Consider the following 18,898-nt stretch of genomic DNA (forward strand, 5'->3'; position numbering starts at 1 on the left):
GGTGTCCCCCGGGCGCTAACACGCCTTTTCATGGTCCGGCGATGACGCCGGCCTCGAAGCACTGACTTACGCCGGGGGTATGTATCGGACCCTGCGTTGTCTTCCGGTCATCGCAACGATGACACATCGCATCTCCCGCAAGTTCCCAAATTTAGTACAGGGCCGCTGTTAGCCGGTCCGTGCACATGGCGATCACATATCACGCCCCTTCGCCGGTCCGGTAAGGTCGCTACAGTGCCCGTTATTTATAAAGAATTCCACCGGGGCCCCATGTTTTGATTATGTTATATACGCCCCACACAATACATCGTCAGGCGAAAACGCCGAGGAGTATGAGCATGATTTCTGAAAAAGTAGTTAAAGCCATAAATGACCAGATTAACATGGAATACTATTCCGCGTTCCTGTATCTGGGGATGTCTAACGAAATGGACGGGAAGGGATATAGAGGCTATGCGAACTGGCTGTTCGTCCAGTACAAGGAAGAAATGGAGCACGCCGAAAAGTTCATGGACTTTTTGAAGAGGAGAGGACAGGAGCCGACCCTTGCGACCATAAACGCCCCCGGTAAAGTCCCGACGACGCCTTTGGATGTCGCCAAAGCCGCTTACGAGCACGAGATGAAAGTTTCAGCTTCTATCGACAGGATCTACGAACTGGCGGTCAAAGAGGCTGACCACGCGTCGGCATCGTTCCTCAAATGGTTCATAGACGAGCAGGTCGAGGAAGAAGAGAACACCCGCAATATTATCGACATGTTCGAGGGGGCAGGGAAGGACGTTAGCGCGATCTTCGCAATCGACCACCATCTCGGAAAGAGAGAAGACGAGTGAATATCAAGGCCCGGACGGGCAACCAAACGCCTTAATGCCCCCTGCCCGTGCTGGCAGGGCGCATATACATTTTTTGCCGTATCTTCATTGCGTTAAATGCCGTTGTACCCCAAAAATTACTACAATTGACGTAAAATTACCTGTTTTTGCAGAAAATGAGCACTTTTTCTACGATTTCCGAATATATAATACTGTAAATCGTACGCCGAAATAAAAAATACAGTAAGGTTTATAGCGAACAATATTTTACTCCCCCCTTATGAGCGACTTTCTCAGTCCCAAGTCGGTGGCCATCATAGGCGCTTCTACCGACGAGACAAAGCTTGGCGGAATGCTGTTGAAAAACATGATAGGTGCAAAGTTCGACGGCGAACTGTACCCCGTGAACCCGAAGGGCGGGTTGATACAGGGCGTGAAGGCGTACAAATCCTTTGACGAAATCGGAAAACCCGTCGATCTTGCCGTTATAGCGGTCAAAGCACCCTTTGTGAGCGAAGAGATCGAAAAAGTTGGAAAATCCGGTAGCAAGTACGTAAGCATCCTTACGGCAGGTTTCAAAGAGGCGGGACCCGAGGGCGAGAAACTCGAAGAGGAGATCAAGGTGACCGCCAAGAAGTACGGCGTCAGGATCTTCGGTCCGAACAGCTTCGGCATAATGAATCCCAAGGGAAAGGTCAACACGACCTTCGCACACCTTCTGCCCAGGATCGGTAATGTCTCCGTCATGTCGCAGTCCGGGGCGTTCGGCTCATCGATAATCGATTGGGCTATCGGCCAGAAGATAGGGTTCAGCAAGTTTATCACATATGGGAACAAGTGCGATATGAGCGAGGCCGACATGATCCCGATCCTCTCCGAGGACAGGGACACCAAGGTTATCGGAATGTACATCGAGGGTGTCGACAACGGAAAGGAACTAATGGAGGCAATGCAGAACACGAAGACCAAGAAACCCATCGTGGCCTTCAAGTCCGGAAGGACCGCCGCAGGTTCCGCAGCGGCATCTTCCCATACAGGCTCCCTTGCCGGGGCCGATTCCGTGTATGATGTCATATTCGAAAAGTTAAATGTCTATAGGGCTATGGACGCGGACGAGTTCTTCGATGCGCTCAGCGTCTTCAGCACATGCAGCGAGATGAAGAAGAACGGAATAGCGATTATCACCAACGCAGGAGGCCTCGGCGTCATGTCCGCGGACGCGACGTTCGATGCACCTAACATCGAGGCGGCCAAACTGACAGAGGCGACTCTCAAGGAGCTGGTAGAAAAAGTGCCGACGATCGCAGGGCTCACGAACCCCATCGATGTGAGGGGAGACGCCAAGCCCGAATACTTCAAGCACGCAATAGAGACGGTCATCAAGGACCCCAGCGTAGGCGGGCTGGTAATCATGGGATCGCCCCTGGACTTTGCAGACCTTGAGGCGATAGCCGAAATGCTCGTTGAAATGAGGGACGACATACCCGTGCCCACGACAGTCTGTTTCGCAGGTGGATTCAAGTGCGAAAAGGCGCTGGACATACTCAGGGACGGGCTTATTCCCACGTTCCCCACTCCCGACAGGGCCGTGCGCGCCCTCTCCATACTGAGGGGATACACGCTACGCAAGGAAGCGGTAGGAACCCCGCTCAAGATGCCCAAGGTATCGGGCGGAAGGAAAGCGGTGAAGGATATTTTGGCGAAGGCCGAGAAGGAAGGAAGGAAAGCTCTCACCGAAGCCGAAGGCAAGCAGATCTTCAAGGCATACGGGGTACCAATTCCCGGAGAGGCTCTGGTCAAGAACGCGGAAGATGCGGCCAAGGAGAGCTCCAAGATGGGATATCCCGTCGTCATGAAGATATTGTCCCCGGACATCGCCCACAAGACCGATGTCGGAGGAGTGGTCGTAGGCGTGAAGAACGATGCGGAGGCTAAGGCGGCATACGAAAAGATCATGGCATCATGCAAGAAGGCCAAACCCGAAGCCAGATTGGACGGCGTATCTATCCAGCAGATGGTCTCCGGAGAGGAGGTCATCCTGTCCATGATACGCGATGCCCAGTTCGGCCCCGTCGTATCGTTCGGCCTCGGAGGCATATTCGTCGAGATAATGGGCGAGATATCCCAGGCCCATGCGACAATGACGGAGGAGCAGATGGACAAAATGATCACGTCCACCAAGGCATACAGGCTCCTGTCCGGTGCCAGAGGCACGGAGCCGTCGGACATCGAGGCCATAAAGGATGCGGTCAGAAGGATCGCCCTCATAGCCCTCGAGAACCCTGAGATCCACGAGCTGGAGATAAACCCGGTCATCGTAGGAAAGAAGGGCAAGGGCTGCTGGGCCGTCGACGCCCTCTGCACCCTGAACTGAAACAAATTCCCCGGCGCGAGCCGGGGAGCTTACTATTTTTTTTTTCAGTGATATACAGTCTCCGAGGTTCATCTGTCAGACGCCGGAGGGCAGATGGGAGGCCTTAGCAAGATATTTTTAATCAAGCATGCCTACTAAGTGCGAATGTATGGGGCACTTGTGGTAAGCCGCGATTCTAATTTCCTATCTCAGGCTCAGAAATTAATTGCGAACATCAACAGCAATATAAAAATAGAAACGCTGAACGATGCATGACCGCTCTAAAAAAACTTTATTTTTGTATTTATCGGGAAACATTCCTTCTAGGAACAGTTTAATCGGACAAGCGTAATGCAGGTCGGATGACTTCCGAACTTGTATTCGTGGGACTCGGCATGAGCGGCACGGACGGGATGACCGTGAAAGCATTGGCCGCTCTGAGAGAGTGCGATAAGATATACGCCGAATTCTACACGTCGACACTAATAGGTGCCAAAACAGAGGATCTGGAGAAGGTCGTAGGCAGACACATCGATGTTCTATATCGCTCGCAGGTGGAAGAGGATGACAGCATAATCGAAGATGCAAAGAAGATGAGGGTCGGTTTCGTAACCGCCGGGGACACGATGCTTGCAACGACGCACGTCGACCTCAGGATACAGGCGAAGGAGGCAGGAATACCCGTGCGCATATTTCACGGCGTTTCCATATTCACCGCATGCCCCGCGTCGCTGGGACTACAGCCTTACAAGTTCGGCCGCACAGTGACGCTCCCCCTCTATGAGATGAACTACCGCCCCAAATCCCCGTACGACAACATAATGGAGAACAAGAAGCGCGGACTTCACACCATGATATTGCTGGATATACGGGAGTCGGAGGGCAGGTACATGACCGCCCGCGAGGCCATAGAGTGGCTGATGGCCGGAGAGGCGCAGTGGGGCGAAGGACTGATAGGCGATAAGACGCTCCTGTGCGTGGCCTCCAAAGTTGGCTCGCCGGAAGAGAAGATCACCGCAGGATATCCTCGGGACCTGCTAAGCATGGACTTGGGTTCGCCCCTGTTCACGCTGGTGCTGCCCGGCGATCTGCATTTTATGGAAGCGTATGCGCTGGTGTATTTTGCCGGAGCTCCCGAAGAAATAATCGATGAAGAGTGAAAGGCGTGCCCAGATGTATCAAGGTCCCGAAAAGAGACGGCGAAGACATCAGGAAGCGCCTCGCCGATTCAGAGCTGTTGGATGCCAAGCACAAGATCAGCCGGGACGGAGAGTACCTTAACATACCGGTGCTGTGCGATTCCTTCGAGGGATACGAGGCGTTCGATTCGGCGGCGGATGTACTTGAAAGTCATTCTACAGATTACAAGACGATACTGGATTTTCCCGACTGGCTCAACGAGGAGCTCCCGAGCTCCTATGATATAATCGGCGATGTGGCGATAATCAAGATCTCAGATCTGCTTGTGCCTTATAAGGAAAGCATCGGGGAGGCGATGATGGAAGCGACGCCCAGTCTCCGCACGGTAATGATGGATTCCGGCGTCAAGGGCGAGTTCAGAGTAAGGGAGCTTGAAAAGATAGCCGGTACCGGAACATCCGAAACAGTACACAAGGAGTTCGGGGTCAGGATAACGGTCGACCCATCCCTGGTGTATTTCAATCCCAGGCTGGCGACCGAAAGGGCAAGGGTAGCGTTGTCCGTGAAAGGCGGGGAAAAGATAATCGATATGTTCGCCGGCGTGGCCCCCTTCCCGCTGGTAATTTCAAAACTGGCGCATCCGGAGGTGATCTACGCGATAGATCTGAATCCGGATGCCGAAAGGTTCATGAAGATCAATATCGAGAACAATCATGCGAAGAACATCGTTCCCATAATAGGCGACGCACGCGAAGCGGTCAAAGGACTGCCGAAGGCCGACCGTATAATAATGAACTTACCGCAATCGTCCGACGCGTTTCTCGATTCCGCTCTGGAGGCGGCCAAGAACGGCGCGGTCGTCCATATGCACCGTGTACTGGAGAGGGCCGAGGCGGATGTTTTTGCTTCCGATCTTGTGGATAGGATGAAATCGGCAGGCTACGACATTCACATAGCGAGGATATCCGAGCTTAAGACCTACTCTCCTACGATGAGCGTCTATGTATTCGACATAGTGAAGGATTAATTCTTCTTTACCGGATCGAGGGTGATGCCCGTCTGTCCCTGATAGTTTCCGCTACGCTTGGAGTAGTCTTTGCCGGAATTGGAAGAAAGGCTCTCGAATATCATCTGGCAGAATCTTTCTCCGATGGGGAGTTCCACTATATCGTCGGTAGCGTTATATGCACCGAGCGTGAGGGTTCCTTCGAATCCCGCGTCTATCTTCCCGAAAGCGCCCATGATGCCCTTCCTTATCCACGTCGTCCTCAGCCAAAGCTGCGCACAAAGGTCGGGCGGCAGGCGGACCCTCTCTAAAGTGGACACATAGAACATGGTCCTGGGCGGGATGGCCACAACGCCGTGTGTTTTTACTTCCGGGTCACCTCGGACAGAAATCTCCGAAATCCTGAGGTCGTAGCCGTTTGGAGTAAGGCCCTTCTCAGAAAAGTCGCTGATGCCGAGGTACCCTGTGCTCAGTCCGTGTGCGATGTCGATGTCCGAAAGCACTGTCATAATACATGGAATGCACAGGCAGTATTAATCTCTGTTAGAATGAGTCCAGACTGCCTCTTTTTCTAGAAATTCTCTCGAAGAACCCGAAGATGAACCAGGCCGCGATCAGATAGACGATTCCGAGTGAGACCATCATGAGCAGAGGCTCTGCCATCATTGTCAAAGCGGACCCGTCGACAGCAGACCTTGTGGCCTCCACGGCATAGGTGAGGGGCATCCCGTAGGAGAATATCTGAAGCCATTCCGGGAGGTACGATATGGGGAAATTGACTCCGCATATCAGCAGTCCGATGTACCCGAAAAGATTGGCCAGGATCGCCGAGGTTCTTAGATATATGCCAATGCTCCCTATGGCGAGCCCCATTCCTGCCAGCGAAAGACAGGTCAGCACGCATACTAGGGCAATGGCACCGATGTTCGCCGAACCGAAGTCCACACCGAACAAGAATGCGGCATATAGGAGCGATACGGAGACCGATACGAATCCAGTGGATATGCTGAAAATAGACTTTCCGAAGAAAACGAAGAACAGCCGGGAAGGAGAAGACAATATGGGTTCTAAAGTTCCGGTATGCTTCTCGGTCCCGGAGATGTTGGTCGCCGAATATAACGTGGAAGTTGACACGCTCTGCACTACGTTACCGATGATCACATACTCGGGACTGACGTTCGGATTGCCCACGTAGGATGCGAGCAGGAAAAAGAAATACATGCTGAAAAGATTCATGCACATTATCACGACAAGTCTCGTAAGCGGATGGACGATCGTGAACTTCGATATGAAGTCGCTCTTGGCAGATGTGGCTATTACGGTTAAAGCGCCGCCCATGTCAATACCTCGTCGCGGTCCCGTCCCTCAGTACCTTGCGTTCTACATAAAGCATTACAAAATATGCCGCAATAATGAATAAAACTGAAAGTGCCAGACACATTACGATATCGGTAATGAAAGATATGCCCAGCATACCTTCGTATCCGGCCAGGGCGGAGTATTTTATCGCATCCACTCCCCATGTAGGGGCCAGGGTAAGGGACACCGGCTGCATCCATACCGGCAGCATGGATATCGGTACCAGGGCGCCGCTCATCACATAGATCGGATACTCGAGGACAGAGGATATCGTCCCGCCCTTCCTCGTAAGGACGAAAAGCGTCGATATCAGAAGTCCCACGGATGACAGGGACAGCATAGTCATAAGGAGCGCCAAAAAGAATAAAATCGGATTATGGATGTTCATTCCGGCACCGAACATCACTTCTGCTATTGCGAAGACAGCGAATGCGTTCAGCAGACCTATCAGGGTGCTCCAGAGGGACCTGCCTACGAGAATATAGATTATTCTTGTGCCGGAGCCCAACATGGGCTCGAAGGTCCCGTTGATCCTGTCGAAAGATACACTGGAACTCGAAGAGAACAAGGAGTTGGCCCACATGCCGAGCACGCCGCCCCCCAAAACAGCCTGCAGTACGACGGGCCCCTCTATCGAGGTGCCACCGGAGCTAAGGAATATCATCACCATGGCAAGAAGGAACGGAGAGACCAAGCTCGGTATTATCCATTGAGGGTCAGCGAAGAACTGCACCGCCTGCTGTTTGAATCCCGCATATACTGCCCTGATGCTCATTATTCTTCTCCGCCGGTGAGTCTGATGTACGCATCCTCGAGAGTGGGTTCGTCCAGGCCTATGAGCCTGATCCCGAACGGACCGAATACGTCTTCATGCGCCCGAAGGTCGCTTTTTCCCGAAACGGACGCGAAACGCGTATCATATCTGCCTCCCACGGTCCTGCTGGAGACAACGGTGATATCCGGATCCGAGCTAAATGTCTTAAGGGCCTCCGAAGGATCCCGGTCTGTAACGATGTGGATGACCGAGGAGTCCGAAACCATGTCTTTTATCTCTCCGACCGTTCCCTGACCTACTATTTTGCCATGAGAAAGTATAACCATGCGGTCGCACAGCTCCTCGACCTCGTACATGTAATGTGTAGTGAGGATAATCGTCTTGCCGGATTTCGAAAGGCCCCTTATCATCGACCTTATGCTTCGGGAGATTTCGGGGTCCAGGCCGATCGTCGGCTCGTCCATGAAAAGCAGCTCGGGATCGTTAACCAGGGCTCTGGCTATATGGAGCCGCTGCTTCATCCCCCGAGAGAAATCTTCGACCTTGATGTCGGCAGCATTCGAGAGGCCGACCAATCCGAGGAGCCTACGGCACATCTCCGGTTGTTCGCGCTTCGGGATCCCATAGAGGTCTGCAAAGAACTCCAGGTTCTGTTTTGCCGATAAACGATAGTAGAGTCCCCTGTCGCCGCCGGATACTACGTTAATACGTTTCCTCAGTTGCATGACGGTGCGGTCGTCGGTCACATCATAGCCGAGGACGCGCGCGTTGCCCGATGTCGGGATCAACAGAGTTGCAAGCATCTTTATCGTGGTCGTCTTGCCGGCGCCGTTCGGACCCAGGAGGCCGAAGATCTCTCCAGGCTTGACATCGAATGAAATACCTCCCACTGCTAACTTTGTGGGTCGGCCTCGGGTCGAGAACTCCCTGACAAGGTCGTTCACTTCGATGACATTTTTCATTGCCGAGTGTAGTCGCATACCAATATGAATTGTTATCTCCTCTGCAAACAACCTGGCGGCCGGTATGGAGGGATGGACCATCCATATTATTATATCCGATACTGGAGATACCAAAAGGATGTTCGATCCAGGAGTGGCGGCCCGTAAGGAATTGGCAGTACTTCCCAAAACCGTGCACGGCGGACAGGGTTGGAAGTTGAAGGGCATCGAAGATTTCAGCCACAATCTCAATCCCTTCGGTCCCCCGGAAGATATAGCCGAAATAATGGCCTCTGCGGCAACAGAGATCGGCCACTATCCAGATGATTCCTGTTCAGTCCTCAAGGATGCGATATCCGTTGCCTACGGCGTCAGGGCCGACAACATAACGGTGGGGGCAGGTTCCTCGGACATAATCCGAAACTTCCCCCATACGTTCATATCCCCAGGAGAAACGGCAGTCATACCTAGCCCCTCCTTTGCCGAATACAGCCACCAGTGCCGCATCGCCGGTGCAGACGTAAGGCGCATGGCATTGGAACCGGATAATGATTTCAGGATCGACAGGGAGTCCCTAGGCAAGATGATCCCGGCAGCCAAGGCCGTTTATATTTGCAACCCCAACAACCCTACCGGCAGGATCGAGCCCAGGAAAAAGATATTGGAAGTGGCAAAAGAATGCCTCGACCAAGGGACGATGCTATTCCTGGACGAGACGCTGCTGGAGCTGGTTCCGAACCATGACGACATATCATGTGTCCGATATGTCGATAAATATCCAAATATGGTGATCGCGGGTTCACTGACAAAATCTTTTGCAATCCCCGGCATACGCATCGGATTCGGGTTCGCATCCTCAGATACCGTGGCAGAGATGGATAAAGTGAGGATGACATGGAACGTCGGACAGGTAGAGCAGACCGTTGCCACGGTCCTGATGGGCGAAAGGATGGACTACGTGAAGAAGGCAGCGAAGCTGATGGCCGCAGAATCTTCAATAATGAATTGCAGGCTATCGGAGATCGGCTTTTCGGACGGGAACGTATCGGATTCGTTCTTTTATTTCAGATCCATAGAGCATTTGGGGGTAAAAGCTTCCGAAGTCAATCAAATCATGCAGAAAAAAGGCGTATCTCTTCGTGACTGCTCTTCTTTCGGCAACCTCTTTGAGGGGTATGTCAGATACAGCGTCAAGGACCGTCAGCGCAACGAACGTTTCATCACAGCGGCCGAATCCGCAGTGAGGGCGCTAAGGTGATAATATGTTTCTATGGGCCGACGCTCTGATAATTATTATTCTCGCATTACTGATCGACCGCTTCATAGGAGAGCTTCCGAACAGATTCCATCCCCTGAGGTGGATGGGCAACGTGCTTGGATGGATCGACCGCCGTCTTAAGAAAAGGAAAGGAGCATGGGCCGTAACTCTCGGATTCCTTTCATACATATTTATACTCATAATTTTCGGAGGAATCGCAGTATTGGCCACAGCATCGCTCCGCGTATATGTGCCAGACCCGTACGGCGAGATATTATGGATCGTCGCCACGGCGTTCCTTATCAAAATATCGTTCGCGGTTTTCTCTTTTAGGAGGCACTGCGACCCGATACGCAAAGACCTCGATGAGGGAAGGACCGAGGAAGCGGCTTCAAAGGTTCAGATGATCGTCAGCCGCAAGACCAAAGGGATGGATTCGGAACACATCGCCTCATCATGTTGCGAGACCGTATCGGAGAACTATGCGGACAGTGTGTGTTCGCCCATGTTCTTTGCAGGTCTGCTCGGAATGCCCGGGGCCTTCATGTTCAGGTGCGCAAATCTAATGGATGCCATGTGGGGTTACAAGAATGAAAAATATGGCGATCTCGGTCATTTTCCCGCAAGGTTAGATGACGTTCTGGGGTTCCTGACGTCCAGAGCATCTATCATATTCATCGCTCTGGGGGCGATGCTTCTCGGTATGAACTGGCGCGATTGCGTGCCGACCGCCCGCCGGGAGCATGGGATGACGCCCAGCCCCAACAGCGGATGGCCCATGACCTCGACCTCGGCAGCGCTGGGGATAAGCATGGAAAAGAAAGACGTATATATCATGAATCCCGGAAAGCCGCTGCCTACCACGGACGACGTTAGGAGATGCCTGCGGCTTATCGAACTTTCGTCTATTCTTTTTCTTTTGATCGTGACGGTACCGCTGTACATATTTGCCGGGATCCATGTACAGGTGTTCGCAGAGGACCTGATAATAAGAGGCATAGAATGGATGGCGGAACTAATATCGTGAACACTGTGCCAGACTGCGAAATATTGAGCTACGGCGGCTATGATGTGGCGGTTATTCGCCTCAAGGACAAGATGGAGGTCCTCAGCTCTGCCGTCCTGAACGGAGGGGAAAGGCTGTCAAGTTGCCTTTTCATCATGGAAGTATCAAAAAACTACAACTGCGAAGACCCTGCCGGGCACGCCGAATCTGTAAGAAAAGGCCTGGGGTTCCCTCCTGATGCGGTGGGATTCATGACGGCCGCAGAAGTGCGTTATGTTTTCAACACCAAACTGACAGAATTTTCAGGGGCTTCGGCCTTCGCTGCCGTAACTGCCGGGCTGAGCAATCAGGTAGTCGCAGGAGAACTGCTTGAAGACTGGGAGAGGCGCTCTAAACTATCTCGTCAGAGGTCGGAGGCCCTTCATGCAGGAACGATAAACATAATAGGAATATCCCCGATTCCTATGACCCAGGCAGCAAAGGTCAACATTGTGATAGCTATGACCGAGGCGAAAACCGCCGCCCTAGGTTCTTTGGGATACAGAGAGACCGGTACGACCTCGGACGCTATAGCGATAGTTTCCCCGATCGGAAGCCCAAGAGAGAGATACGCCGGAACCGGCACGCCCATCGGAATAGCCATGGCAAGATCGGTCAGGGAATGCGTGAGGACCGCACTGATCCGCCGGGGGGACGATTCCCACGGAACATATGTGGATATGCTTGCCGAAGAGGGCGTAGGCGTAGGCGATATAATCCATAATATATCCATGGAATTGGAACTCGACGATGAAGGAAAGGAGAAACTCTCCGATATGATGGAATCTCTCAAAAGCAACGCAAGGTTTTCGTTGCTGATACAATGTGCCATAACAGCAGAAAACCTTGGAAAGAAAGGTCTGCTCTTTGGAGTCGAGGTGAGTGATTATCCTACAAATGCAGAAGTCGAAAGGATCGCCGGCGACTTGTCAGAAAACATCGCCGAAGCAGTCTCTGGGCAAATAGGTATTAATCTATTACGGCAATCTAACAGATGCGATTTACGGACAATGGATGGGGTGGGACCCTTCCTCAGGGGGGCTTTGACGGGCCTTGCCGCTGGTTTTGCTGTGTCAATAGCCACCCAGTTGTCCAGTGAGGAGGCGCCAAAATGACAGACGAAGAAGGAAGAGAAGATATTCCCAAATTGAAGGTGATGTCTTCATCCGATGCCGCTAAGGCAAGGGCAAATGCCATATCGGATGAGGAGAACGCCGGCGAAAAAACAGGACCCTCCGAGGGACAGAATGAAGAGAAAGATTATCAGTCGGAACTCCCGATGCCCGAGGCGAAAGCGGAAGAACCCGTCTGGTACTATCAGCCCAAAGGAAATTCTGAACCCAGGACTTCGGGAGGTATCGAGCCCTCAGGGAGCTGGTCCGAACCCGAACCCAAGACTTCGGGAGGTATCGAACCTTCTTCCAATTATGGGCCGGAACCTGAAGCCGAACCTGCGATAAGCTCGTCTGGCACATTCGAGCCATCCACTGGTTATCATTCTGAAACTCAGGATGCGACGGCCCCCGTTGCAGAGCCTAAAAAGAAGAAAGAGAAGAAGCAGAAATTCAGCACGGGCCCCTCCGGTTCGTTCAGTGCGGCCTTCAAGGGCATGATTTCCTTCTTTACAATCAAGAAAGAGGATGTGGGACAGGCCGAGATGGACGCGATGGAGAAAAATTTCCATTTCATTCCGGCGATCGGCGCCGTATATGGGCTGGTACTGTTCATAGAGATGCTCATACTGTATCTGCTCAATTATTTCGTAAACTTCCCGCTGGGGCCGGTGGTCGGAATTACCGTTCTGGCAACAGTATTGCTGGGTAGCAAGTTCCTCCACTTCGACGGACTGGTAGACTTCGGCGACGGTATAGTGGCCTCCGGAGATAGGGATAAGCACATTGCGGCGATGAAAGATACGAGGGTCGGTGCAGGCGGCATAGGTTTGGCGCTAGTGGTCACATTGATGACGCTGGCAATATATTCGGCCGCAAACGACTGGGACGACGATCTCTTCTTTGCGCTGTTCTTCATAATCCCCGCGACGGAGGTATTGGTCAAGAACGCGATGGTCAGCGCCGCATCCACGGGGACCGCCGGAGAAGGAATGGCAGCCAGACAGGTATCCAACGCAAATACCGACACCATGCTGAAATCGACCGTAGTATCGGCAGTTATATTGGTCATAGGCATCGCAATAACGACGGTCTCCATATGGGCCATGAACGCAGTACATACCAGTTACTGGAATGGCGATCTGATGGATTGGAGCCTCGGATTCTACGCAGTATCGATGTTCATAGCATCCATCGTAGGAGCTTTGGTTTCGATGGGCGTAGGCAAGATGATGTCACAGTTTGCCGACAATACGTTCGGTGCCACCACCGGGGATACTCTCGGAGCAACCAACGAGATAGCCCGCCCGATCGTTTCGGCGACGATGCTGGCATTCTTCCTCATATTCGTTACTATCCTCATGAGGGTATGATGAAGTTCGAGGCGCTCATCAACGCCGGGGGCAAAGGCTCCCGGATGATGAACGGCGGAATAGAGAAGCCGATGCTGGCGGTGGGCGGAAAGCCCACCGTCATGCACGTAGTATCGGCGCTGGAAGGCTCAAAACACATTTCCTCCATTCTTGTTTCTGTCAGTTCCAATACTCCGCAGACCGAGCGATACCTCAATGATATGGGTATCGAGACAGTAAGGACCAGCGGAGATAGTTACATGAACGATATACATACGGCTCTGGAGCTCATGTTTTCGAAGTATGTGCTCACATCTCCTTGCGACATACCTCTTCTTTCTGCGAAGGCTATAGACATCGTTACCGAGACTTTCGAACCGAAGATGCAGTCCATGATAACTGTGGTCGATGAAGAGGTGGTGACCAGGTTTGGAATAGTACCTTCCTACACTATCGCCTTGGATGGAAGTACCTGGGTCATGTCAGGCATAAACATCATGGACAGACAGCGCACGCTGGATGGCGATTACCTGCAAGAGTATTACTGCAAGTGCTCATGCATAGATTTGGCGGTCAACGTCAACACTGTGCAGGAGCTCCAGATGGCCAGATGGCTTATTGGATACCCATGATTCCGCGGTAAATGCTGTGGACCCTGTCAAGGATGTCGTCGCAGGTTATTTCTCCCTCGCTGCCGATCACGGCCGCTACGGAAGCCGCTCCGCATCCTACTCCTTCCTTGATATAGCCCCACTCATAGGCTTGAAGACCCTCGTACGGGCTTTTATTGTAATCCATGTTTATGTAAACGATCGGAATCTTGTCTGAAATGGAGCCCATGAGCTTCACCATGCTGGAGTTCGGGTCGTTCATGAGCCATCTCGTGGTTCCCTGGAATATTCTTCCCTGTACCGAAGGTTCAACGGCGACCGCCGCCGCCATGACTGCCGCCATCTGGGTCCCTCCGCCGATTATGACGGGGATTCCCGCTTGCGTAGCGCCGACGATCATTCCGACGTTGGCAGGCATCATAGGGTCTCCGACGCATTCGATGGCGCGCATAGGGTCGTCCTTCAGCTCGCCGGGCTTTATTCCGGCCGCGTCGAGCCCCTGCATGACCGTTTTAGTCTTCAGCTCCTTCGGATTATTTGGGGAGCTGCTGCTGACCAGGTTTTCCTTAACGGTGCCCATCGCCATGAGGACAGCAAGGGCCGTCGTCGTACCTCCGGCGCAGCTTTCGCTGACCACGATGTAATCATAACCGCGTGCGAGAGACTCGCCGAGCATCTTTCCTTTTTCGAATTCGATTTTTACGTTAGAAACGGAGTCGCCGGTCGTGATATCTCTTCCGCATTCCCCTCCCATATCGAAATACGGGACGTAAGGAGTGATCTTGGTTCCTCCGTTAACGATGTAGTAAGGCATCCCGGACAGTTCCAAAGCGGCTTTGGTCAGGGTCGCCGGAGTGGGTATCCCTCCGGGGTTTATCGGTATTCCTTTCATGCAGGTCGTTTTGCCGCTGACAAGCAGCTCGGCGTCCGCCGCAGGCGTGAACAAAGTGAGTTCGGGTGTATCTCCGGCATCGGAGATCCCCGGTCGCACGGAAGTCATGGTATTGGCGACAGTGCATGTGAACGCACCTCGTTTTCCCCATGTCTCGCCCAATAGCTGGTCAGCGATCTTTCTGTTTCCCCAAACGCTCAGTGACTCTGGAATCTCCCCGTTGTATGCCATTCGATCTCCTCTTAACCTAATAATCCTTGAATCACTCTGTTCAGGGGTATAAGCTCCCCGTCCCTGAATTCAGATTCGAACGTGGTCCAGACGGGCACATTGGTAATAATGTGTTCGCCTGTCACGCATGATGTGCCGTGGTCCGCAAAGTATACTATCCGTTCAGCATCCGAGAAGTATTCCTTCATAAGGTCATCTGTATGCTCCAGCACCCAGATCTTCTTGAACGGGTCCTTCTGATGGCTGTATTCGTCCACCTCGTCTATGTGCAGGAAAACATTCCCGTGCTTCAACGCCTCCGCCGCCACAGGGAATCTGGCATCGAGGTCTTTTATAAGTTCGATCTTGTGGCCGAGGGACGCGCAGACGCCCAGCGACGTCGGGCTATCGGATATCGCGGTCATGCCCCTCAGGGACCTGAAGCCCGGATAGATATGTCCGAGACGTCCGCATCCCCATGGATAGTCGGTGATCCCATCCATAATGTCCGCTACACGCATCACCAGTCTGCCAAGATCTCCCGGCACTTCGACGAAAGGTGCATTTACAGGAGGCCCGGGCAAGTCCGGCACCTCGTCGCATTCCATCGTCAGAACGGCGCGCCCATTTAGGAAGAAATTGATATCCGGCGAGTAAGGCTCCAGAATGCCTAAGTTATCCATGACGTTCCTTTCGAGGGCATCGCGGAAATTGTCCGTGTTATAGGACCATATTATCATGTTTTCCCTGATTTCGGCGGGGCTCAGCCTGTATGCTGTCCTGTTGCTGCCCATGTTAAGGCCGAGTCCCAGCGCCTCGATGGCGGCCCTGGGGCTCTCCGGGGGATGACCGGTGAAAAATTCATTGAGGAAGAGATGGGTGTACGCGCGTCCAGTGGTCTTGTGGTGACATGTGGCCCTGGATCTGAGGAACGGCATCTTTGCTACTTCGATGGGTTTTTTTCCACCGAGGAGCGGATTAGGGTCGTCTTCGGCCCCGTCAAGGAGTACGAAAAGAGTGTTATTCATCCTATCATCATCTGTGCGATGGCGGCCTGGCCTGTAGATATTCCGCCGTCACCATTTGGTACTCTGTTGTGGAATATTAATTCATGGTCTGACTTCTGGCCTATTTCCTCGAAGATTCTGGATATTACCGAGTTGTACGAGACTCCTCCGGTTATTCCGATGTATTTGTAACCGTTCCTGTCCGTGGCGTCGGCGGCTGCTTCCATCAGTTTACCCATCACATTATATACGATCGAATAGGCGATGTCCTCCGGCCTGTCCGAGCGCCCCATTCTGTCGAACAGGTGTACCGTTCTTATGGTTCCGTTGATCAGGTCCGTCTCGTATCCAGATATCAGTTTTCCACGTGCTAGCAGAGGCTCCAACTTCATTGCCGGCTCGCCGTCGTACGTTCTTAACGAACAGACTCCCAGTGTGAATGCCAAGGTATCCAGCAGTCTGCCCATGGATGAGGTCTTCACGCTGGTGCGCATTAGTTTCCTCATAACGGAAGCTTCTTGATCGGAAAACAGTTCGTTATCTCTGCCGTTCATGACGTCCACCGCGAACTTCAGTCTCTTAAGGTCGTAAAGGGCCTTTTCCGAGCCGAGAAGCGGTATGTATTCCAGATGAGCTTCGCGGGCATATTTTGTCAGGTCCGTGGAGATGACCTCTCCGCCCCACGCGTTTCCGTCGCTGCCGTAGCCTGTTCCGTCCAGGGACAATACTGTGCCTGCCATTTTTTTGTTATCCGCGAGCAGGGATGCCGCATGGGCCCAGTGGTGTTGGATGTCCACATAAGGTATGTCGTACTCTTCCACGAGTTTTCTGCTGACCCTGCGGTTCGAATACCCCGGATGGAGGTCGCCGGCCACTATTTCAGGGGTAGCACCAGTCAGGTCTATGAGGTTCCTGACCGAACTTTCAAGATACTCGGGGACGCCGATGCTGGCGCCGTGGCCGATGTACTGTGTCTGATATATCCTTGAACCTTTGGAGACGGCGCCTGTCAGATTCTCTTGCGCGCCTATGCCGATGACGTTGCCCCGAAGCTCCGGGTTGGTCTCTATGAACGATGGGATATTCCCCCGCGATTTGCGTATGAAGTAGGAATGGCCCTTGTAAATGCGCAACACGCTGTCGTCCGCGCGGTTGATTATCTTCTGATTGTGAAGAAGATACATGTCGGCGCCCATTTCTAAAATCTCGGAATCGTCTGTGATCATAGGTTCGCCCGAAGGGTTGGCAGACGTCATCACCAGCGCATCTTCTTTCATATTGTCGAAGAGCATATGCTGCATCCCGGTGTAAGGCAAGAAGATACCGATGTTGTCCAGTCCCGGGGCGACATTCTCGGGCACATTGTTCTTGTCCACCAGGACGATAGGGCGGTGCGGGGACACGATCTCACGTATCTCGTCATCGTTCGGTCTGCCGTATTTTTTCAAGGCGTCCATGTCGCGGGCCATTATCGCAAAGGGTTTCTGCGGTCTGTCGTACCAATCTCTGAGACGGTCTATGTTGTCCAGGGTGCAGCATATGTGCATTCCCCCCCAGCTCTTGGCGATACCGATATTTCCGCCGGAGAGCATGCCCGCGAAAGTCGGGATGGGATCGCCCCGGACAGAGCCGCCGTGACGGTCAAGAAGGCGGTAGGAAGGGCCGCATGCAGGGCAGCATATCGTCTGATGATGGAACCGCCTCTCTTCAGGGTCATCGAACTCTTTCCCGCATTCCGGACAGACATGGAATTCCGATATCGACGTATTCTGTCTGTCGTAAGGCAGAGCGGATAGCAGGGTGAAGCGCGCTCCGCAGTCGGTGCAAGATGTGAAAGCATACCCTGAACGCCGTCCGGGGGACCTGATCTCATGGAGGCATGCATCACATATCGCTGTATCCGTAGGAATGGACACGCTCTCACCGCCAGACGAAGATCCGGCAATGGAAAACCCCTCGAAATGGGGCATCTCTATCTCTGTGACAGAGATGTCCTCTATCACGGCAAGCGGAGGCAGATCATCATACAGTTCCTTTAGCAGGTCGCTGCCGCGTTCAGCTTCTATTATGACATCGGAACCGCTGTTCCATACCCTGCCCCGGATACCCAGTTTGGACGCCGCACGGTATACCGCGGGACGGAAGCCGACGCCTTGAACGGTTCCTCTGATCAGTATGCGTACTCCGCTCGATTTCGTCATGGCAGTAGTTTCAGATGCTTTAGGGACCCTGCGGCCTCGGCAACGTCCGAGCATCCGCACTTGCCCGCTATGATCTGGGGGAGCCCGGTCTCAAGCAGCTTGGAGATGTAGTTCAGGCATTTTGCCATAGTTTCCGAGACCATCTTTATGTCGACCGGCTCGTCCTTCCACATGTCATAATCGGTGACGGTCGCGAGGCTGCAGTAGCACATGCCCAGCTCCTTGGCTAGCTGGCACTCCGGCACGAGGGTCATTCCTATTATGTCGGCATAGTTTCTGAACATGTTGCTCTCTGCCTTGGTAGAGAACCTGGGACCCTCGATGCATATGTAAGTTCCGCCCATGTGGCATGTTATCCCGAGATCCTTCGCGGTGTCTGCAAAAACCTCGGACATATGTGGGCAGAAAGGCTCCGGCAGGCTGATGTGGACCGCAGCGTCGTCAATGAAGGTCAGATCGCGTTTCTTTGTAAAATCTATGAAGTCGTCAACTATCACGAGGTCTCCCGGAGCATATTCCTCCTGGAGGGACCCTACGGCGCATGCCGATATGACCATCTCGACGCCAAGCTTCTTCAGCGCCCACATGTTCGCCCTATATGGCACCTCTGTCGGGTTGAAGCGATGGTCTTCCCCGTGACGGTAGAGGAATGCGACCTCTACGCCGTTCATTTTTCCAATGCGGACACCGTCTGCAGGCTTGCCGTAGGGCGTGTCAGGATATTCTACGGAGTCGACTTTGAAGGTATCTTTGCTATAGATTCCCGTGCCGCCGATGATTGCAATTTTAGGCATACTTATGCATTATAATTAAAGTATAAATCA

17 protein-coding genes are annotated in these 18,898 nt (G+C 52.9%); 9 read left to right on the plus strand and 8 right to left on the minus strand.

The genetic code is table 11. The features are described 5' to 3' along the window. The first annotated feature begins 338 nt into the window (after positions 1-338). From VB016_01500 to VB016_01515, 4 genes are all read left to right on the plus strand, one after another. Positions 339-833, plus strand: coding sequence for a ferritin (locus tag VB016_01500; GenBank protein MEA4977214.1), 495 nt, complete (start codon positions 339-341; stop codon positions 831-833). 259 nt (positions 834-1,092) lie between these two features. Beyond that, positions 1,093-3,186, plus strand: coding sequence for an acetate--CoA ligase family protein (locus VB016_01505; GenBank protein MEA4977215.1), 2,094 nt, complete (start codon positions 1,093-1,095; stop codon positions 3,184-3,186). 341 nt (positions 3,187-3,527) lie between these two features. Then, positions 3,528-4,325: a diphthine synthase gene (dph5, locus tag VB016_01510; protein MEA4977216.1), complete on the plus strand. Its 798-nt coding sequence runs from the start codon at positions 3,528-3,530 to the stop codon at positions 4,323-4,325. Between the two features lie 5 nt (positions 4,326-4,330). Further along, positions 4,331-5,332: a class I SAM-dependent methyltransferase family protein gene (locus VB016_01515; protein ID MEA4977217.1), complete on the plus strand. Its 1,002-nt coding sequence runs from the start codon at positions 4,331-4,333 to the stop codon at positions 5,330-5,332. On the opposite strand, the gene dcd is transcribed toward VB016_01515, so the two are convergent. From dcd to VB016_01535, 4 genes are read right to left on the minus strand one after another with little or no spacing between them, the layout of a single operon-like run. Beyond that, entirely contained in the window at positions 5,329-5,820 is a 492-nt protein-coding gene (dcd, locus tag VB016_01520; protein MEA4977218.1) for a dCTP deaminase, read from the minus strand. The genes VB016_01515 and dcd overlap by 4 nt on opposite strands. Before the next feature lie 34 nt (positions 5,821-5,854). Then, complete coding sequence (locus VB016_01525; protein ID MEA4977219.1) at positions 5,855-6,649, minus strand: ABC transporter permease; 795 nt, start codon at positions 6,647-6,649, stop codon at positions 5,855-5,857. A gap of 1 nt (position 6,650) precedes the next feature. Beyond that, positions 6,651-7,445 carry an ABC transporter permease gene (locus VB016_01530; protein ID MEA4977220.1) on the minus strand — a complete coding sequence of 265 codons (795 nt, stop codon included), beginning with the start codon at positions 7,443-7,445 and terminating at the stop codon, positions 6,651-6,653. Then, complete coding sequence (locus VB016_01535; protein ID MEA4977221.1) at positions 7,445-8,407, minus strand: ABC transporter ATP-binding protein; 963 nt, start codon at positions 8,405-8,407, stop codon at positions 7,445-7,447. The genes VB016_01530 and VB016_01535 overlap by 1 nt, the downstream gene beginning before the upstream one ends. A 118-nt stretch (positions 8,408-8,525) precedes the next feature. On the opposite strand from VB016_01535, the gene VB016_01540 reads away from it, so the two are divergent. From VB016_01540 to VB016_01560, 5 genes are read left to right on the plus strand one after another with little or no spacing between them, the layout of a single operon-like run. After that, entirely contained in the window at positions 8,526-9,644 is a 1,119-nt protein-coding gene (locus VB016_01540; GenBank protein MEA4977222.1) for a histidinol-phosphate transaminase, read from the plus strand. A gap of 4 nt (positions 9,645-9,648) precedes the next feature. After that, positions 9,649-10,671 (plus strand): adenosylcobinamide-phosphate synthase CbiB, encoded by a 1,023-nt coding sequence (gene cbiB / locus VB016_01545; GenBank protein MEA4977223.1) that lies wholly within the window; start codon positions 9,649-9,651, stop codon positions 10,669-10,671. After that, entirely contained in the window at positions 10,647-11,804 is a 1,158-nt protein-coding gene (locus VB016_01550; protein MEA4977224.1) for an adenosylcobinamide amidohydrolase, read from the plus strand. The genes cbiB and VB016_01550 overlap by 25 nt, the downstream gene beginning before the upstream one ends. Continuing rightward, positions 11,801-13,174, plus strand: a complete 1,374-nt coding sequence (locus VB016_01555; protein ID MEA4977225.1) for an adenosylcobinamide-GDP ribazoletransferase — start codon at positions 11,801-11,803, stop codon at positions 13,172-13,174. Before VB016_01550 ends, VB016_01555 begins: the two co-directional genes overlap by 4 nt. Beyond that, complete coding sequence (locus VB016_01560; GenBank protein MEA4977226.1) at positions 13,171-13,785, plus strand: NTP transferase domain-containing protein; 615 nt, start codon at positions 13,171-13,173, stop codon at positions 13,783-13,785. Before VB016_01555 ends, VB016_01560 begins: the two co-directional genes overlap by 4 nt. Here VB016_01560 and VB016_01565 read toward each other — a convergent pair. From VB016_01565 to mtnP, 4 genes are read right to left on the minus strand one after another with little or no spacing between them, the layout of a single operon-like run. Next, positions 13,769-14,887 (minus strand): TIGR00303 family protein, encoded by a 1,119-nt coding sequence (locus VB016_01565; protein ID MEA4977227.1) that lies wholly within the window; start codon positions 14,885-14,887, stop codon positions 13,769-13,771. The genes VB016_01560 and VB016_01565 overlap by 17 nt on opposite strands. A gap of 11 nt (positions 14,888-14,898) precedes the next feature. Continuing rightward, complete coding sequence (locus VB016_01570; GenBank protein ID MEA4977228.1) at positions 14,899-15,894, minus strand: phosphoglycerate mutase; 996 nt, start codon at positions 15,892-15,894, stop codon at positions 14,899-14,901. Further along, complete coding sequence (gene hypF, locus VB016_01575; GenBank protein MEA4977229.1) at positions 15,891-18,074, minus strand: carbamoyltransferase HypF; 2,184 nt, start codon at positions 18,072-18,074, stop codon at positions 15,891-15,893. The genes VB016_01570 and hypF overlap by 4 nt, the downstream gene beginning before the upstream one ends. Continuing rightward, positions 18,071-18,868: an S-methyl-5'-thioadenosine phosphorylase gene (gene mtnP, locus VB016_01580; GenBank protein ID MEA4977230.1), complete on the minus strand. Its 798-nt coding sequence runs from the start codon at positions 18,866-18,868 to the stop codon at positions 18,071-18,073. The genes hypF and mtnP overlap by 4 nt, the downstream gene beginning before the upstream one ends. Positions 18,869-18,898 lie beyond the last annotated feature (30 nt).

The organism is Methanomassiliicoccaceae archaeon (assembly GCA_034928305.1).
Taxonomy (GTDB): Archaea; Thermoplasmatota; Thermoplasmata; order Methanomassiliicoccales; family Methanomethylophilaceae; genus VadinCA11.

What these genes read in the sequence shown, in the direction of transcription:
- VB016_01500 (MEA4977214.1), top strand. Translation starts at nt 339, where the DNA reads ATGATTTCTGAAAAAGTAGTTAAAGCCATAAATGACCAGATTAACATG.
- VB016_01505 (MEA4977215.1), top strand. Translation starts at nt 1,093, where the DNA reads ATGAGCGACTTTCTCAGTCCCAAGTCGGTGGCCATCATAGGCGCTTCT.
- dph5 (MEA4977216.1), top strand. Translation starts at nt 3,528, where the DNA reads ATGACTTCCGAACTTGTATTCGTGGGACTCGGCATGAGCGGCACGGAC.
- dcd (MEA4977218.1), bottom strand. Translation starts at nt 5,820, where the DNA reads ATGACAGTGCTTTCGGACATCGACATCGCACACGGACTGAGCACAGGG.
- VB016_01525 (MEA4977219.1), bottom strand. Translation starts at nt 6,649, where the DNA reads ATGGGCGGCGCTTTAACCGTAATAGCCACATCTGCCAAGAGCGACTTC.
- VB016_01530 (MEA4977220.1), bottom strand. Translation starts at nt 7,445, where the DNA reads ATGAGCATCAGGGCAGTATATGCGGGATTCAAACAGCAGGCGGTGCAG.
- VB016_01535 (MEA4977221.1), bottom strand. Translation starts at nt 8,407, where the DNA reads ATGAAAAATGTCATCGAAGTGAACGACCTTGTCAGGGAGTTCTCGACC.
- VB016_01540 (MEA4977222.1), top strand. Translation starts at nt 8,526, where the DNA reads ATGTTCGATCCAGGAGTGGCGGCCCGTAAGGAATTGGCAGTACTTCCC.
- cbiB (MEA4977223.1), top strand. Translation starts at nt 9,649, where the DNA reads ATGTTTCTATGGGCCGACGCTCTGATAATTATTATTCTCGCATTACTG.
- VB016_01550 (MEA4977224.1), top strand. Translation starts at nt 10,647, where the DNA reads ATGGATGGCGGAACTAATATCGTGAACACTGTGCCAGACTGCGAAATA.
- VB016_01555 (MEA4977225.1), top strand. Translation starts at nt 11,801, where the DNA reads ATGACAGACGAAGAAGGAAGAGAAGATATTCCCAAATTGAAGGTGATG.
- VB016_01560 (MEA4977226.1), top strand. Translation starts at nt 13,171, where the DNA reads ATGATGAAGTTCGAGGCGCTCATCAACGCCGGGGGCAAAGGCTCCCGG.
- VB016_01565 (MEA4977227.1), bottom strand. Translation starts at nt 14,887, where the DNA reads ATGGCATACAACGGGGAGATTCCAGAGTCACTGAGCGTTTGGGGAAAC.
- VB016_01570 (MEA4977228.1), bottom strand. Translation starts at nt 15,894, where the DNA reads ATGAATAACACTCTTTTCGTACTCCTTGACGGGGCCGAAGACGACCCT.
- hypF (MEA4977229.1), bottom strand. Translation starts at nt 18,074, where the DNA reads ATGACGAAATCGAGCGGAGTACGCATACTGATCAGAGGAACCGTTCAA.
- mtnP (MEA4977230.1), bottom strand. Translation starts at nt 18,868, where the DNA reads ATGCCTAAAATTGCAATCATCGGCGGCACGGGAATCTATAGCAAAGAT.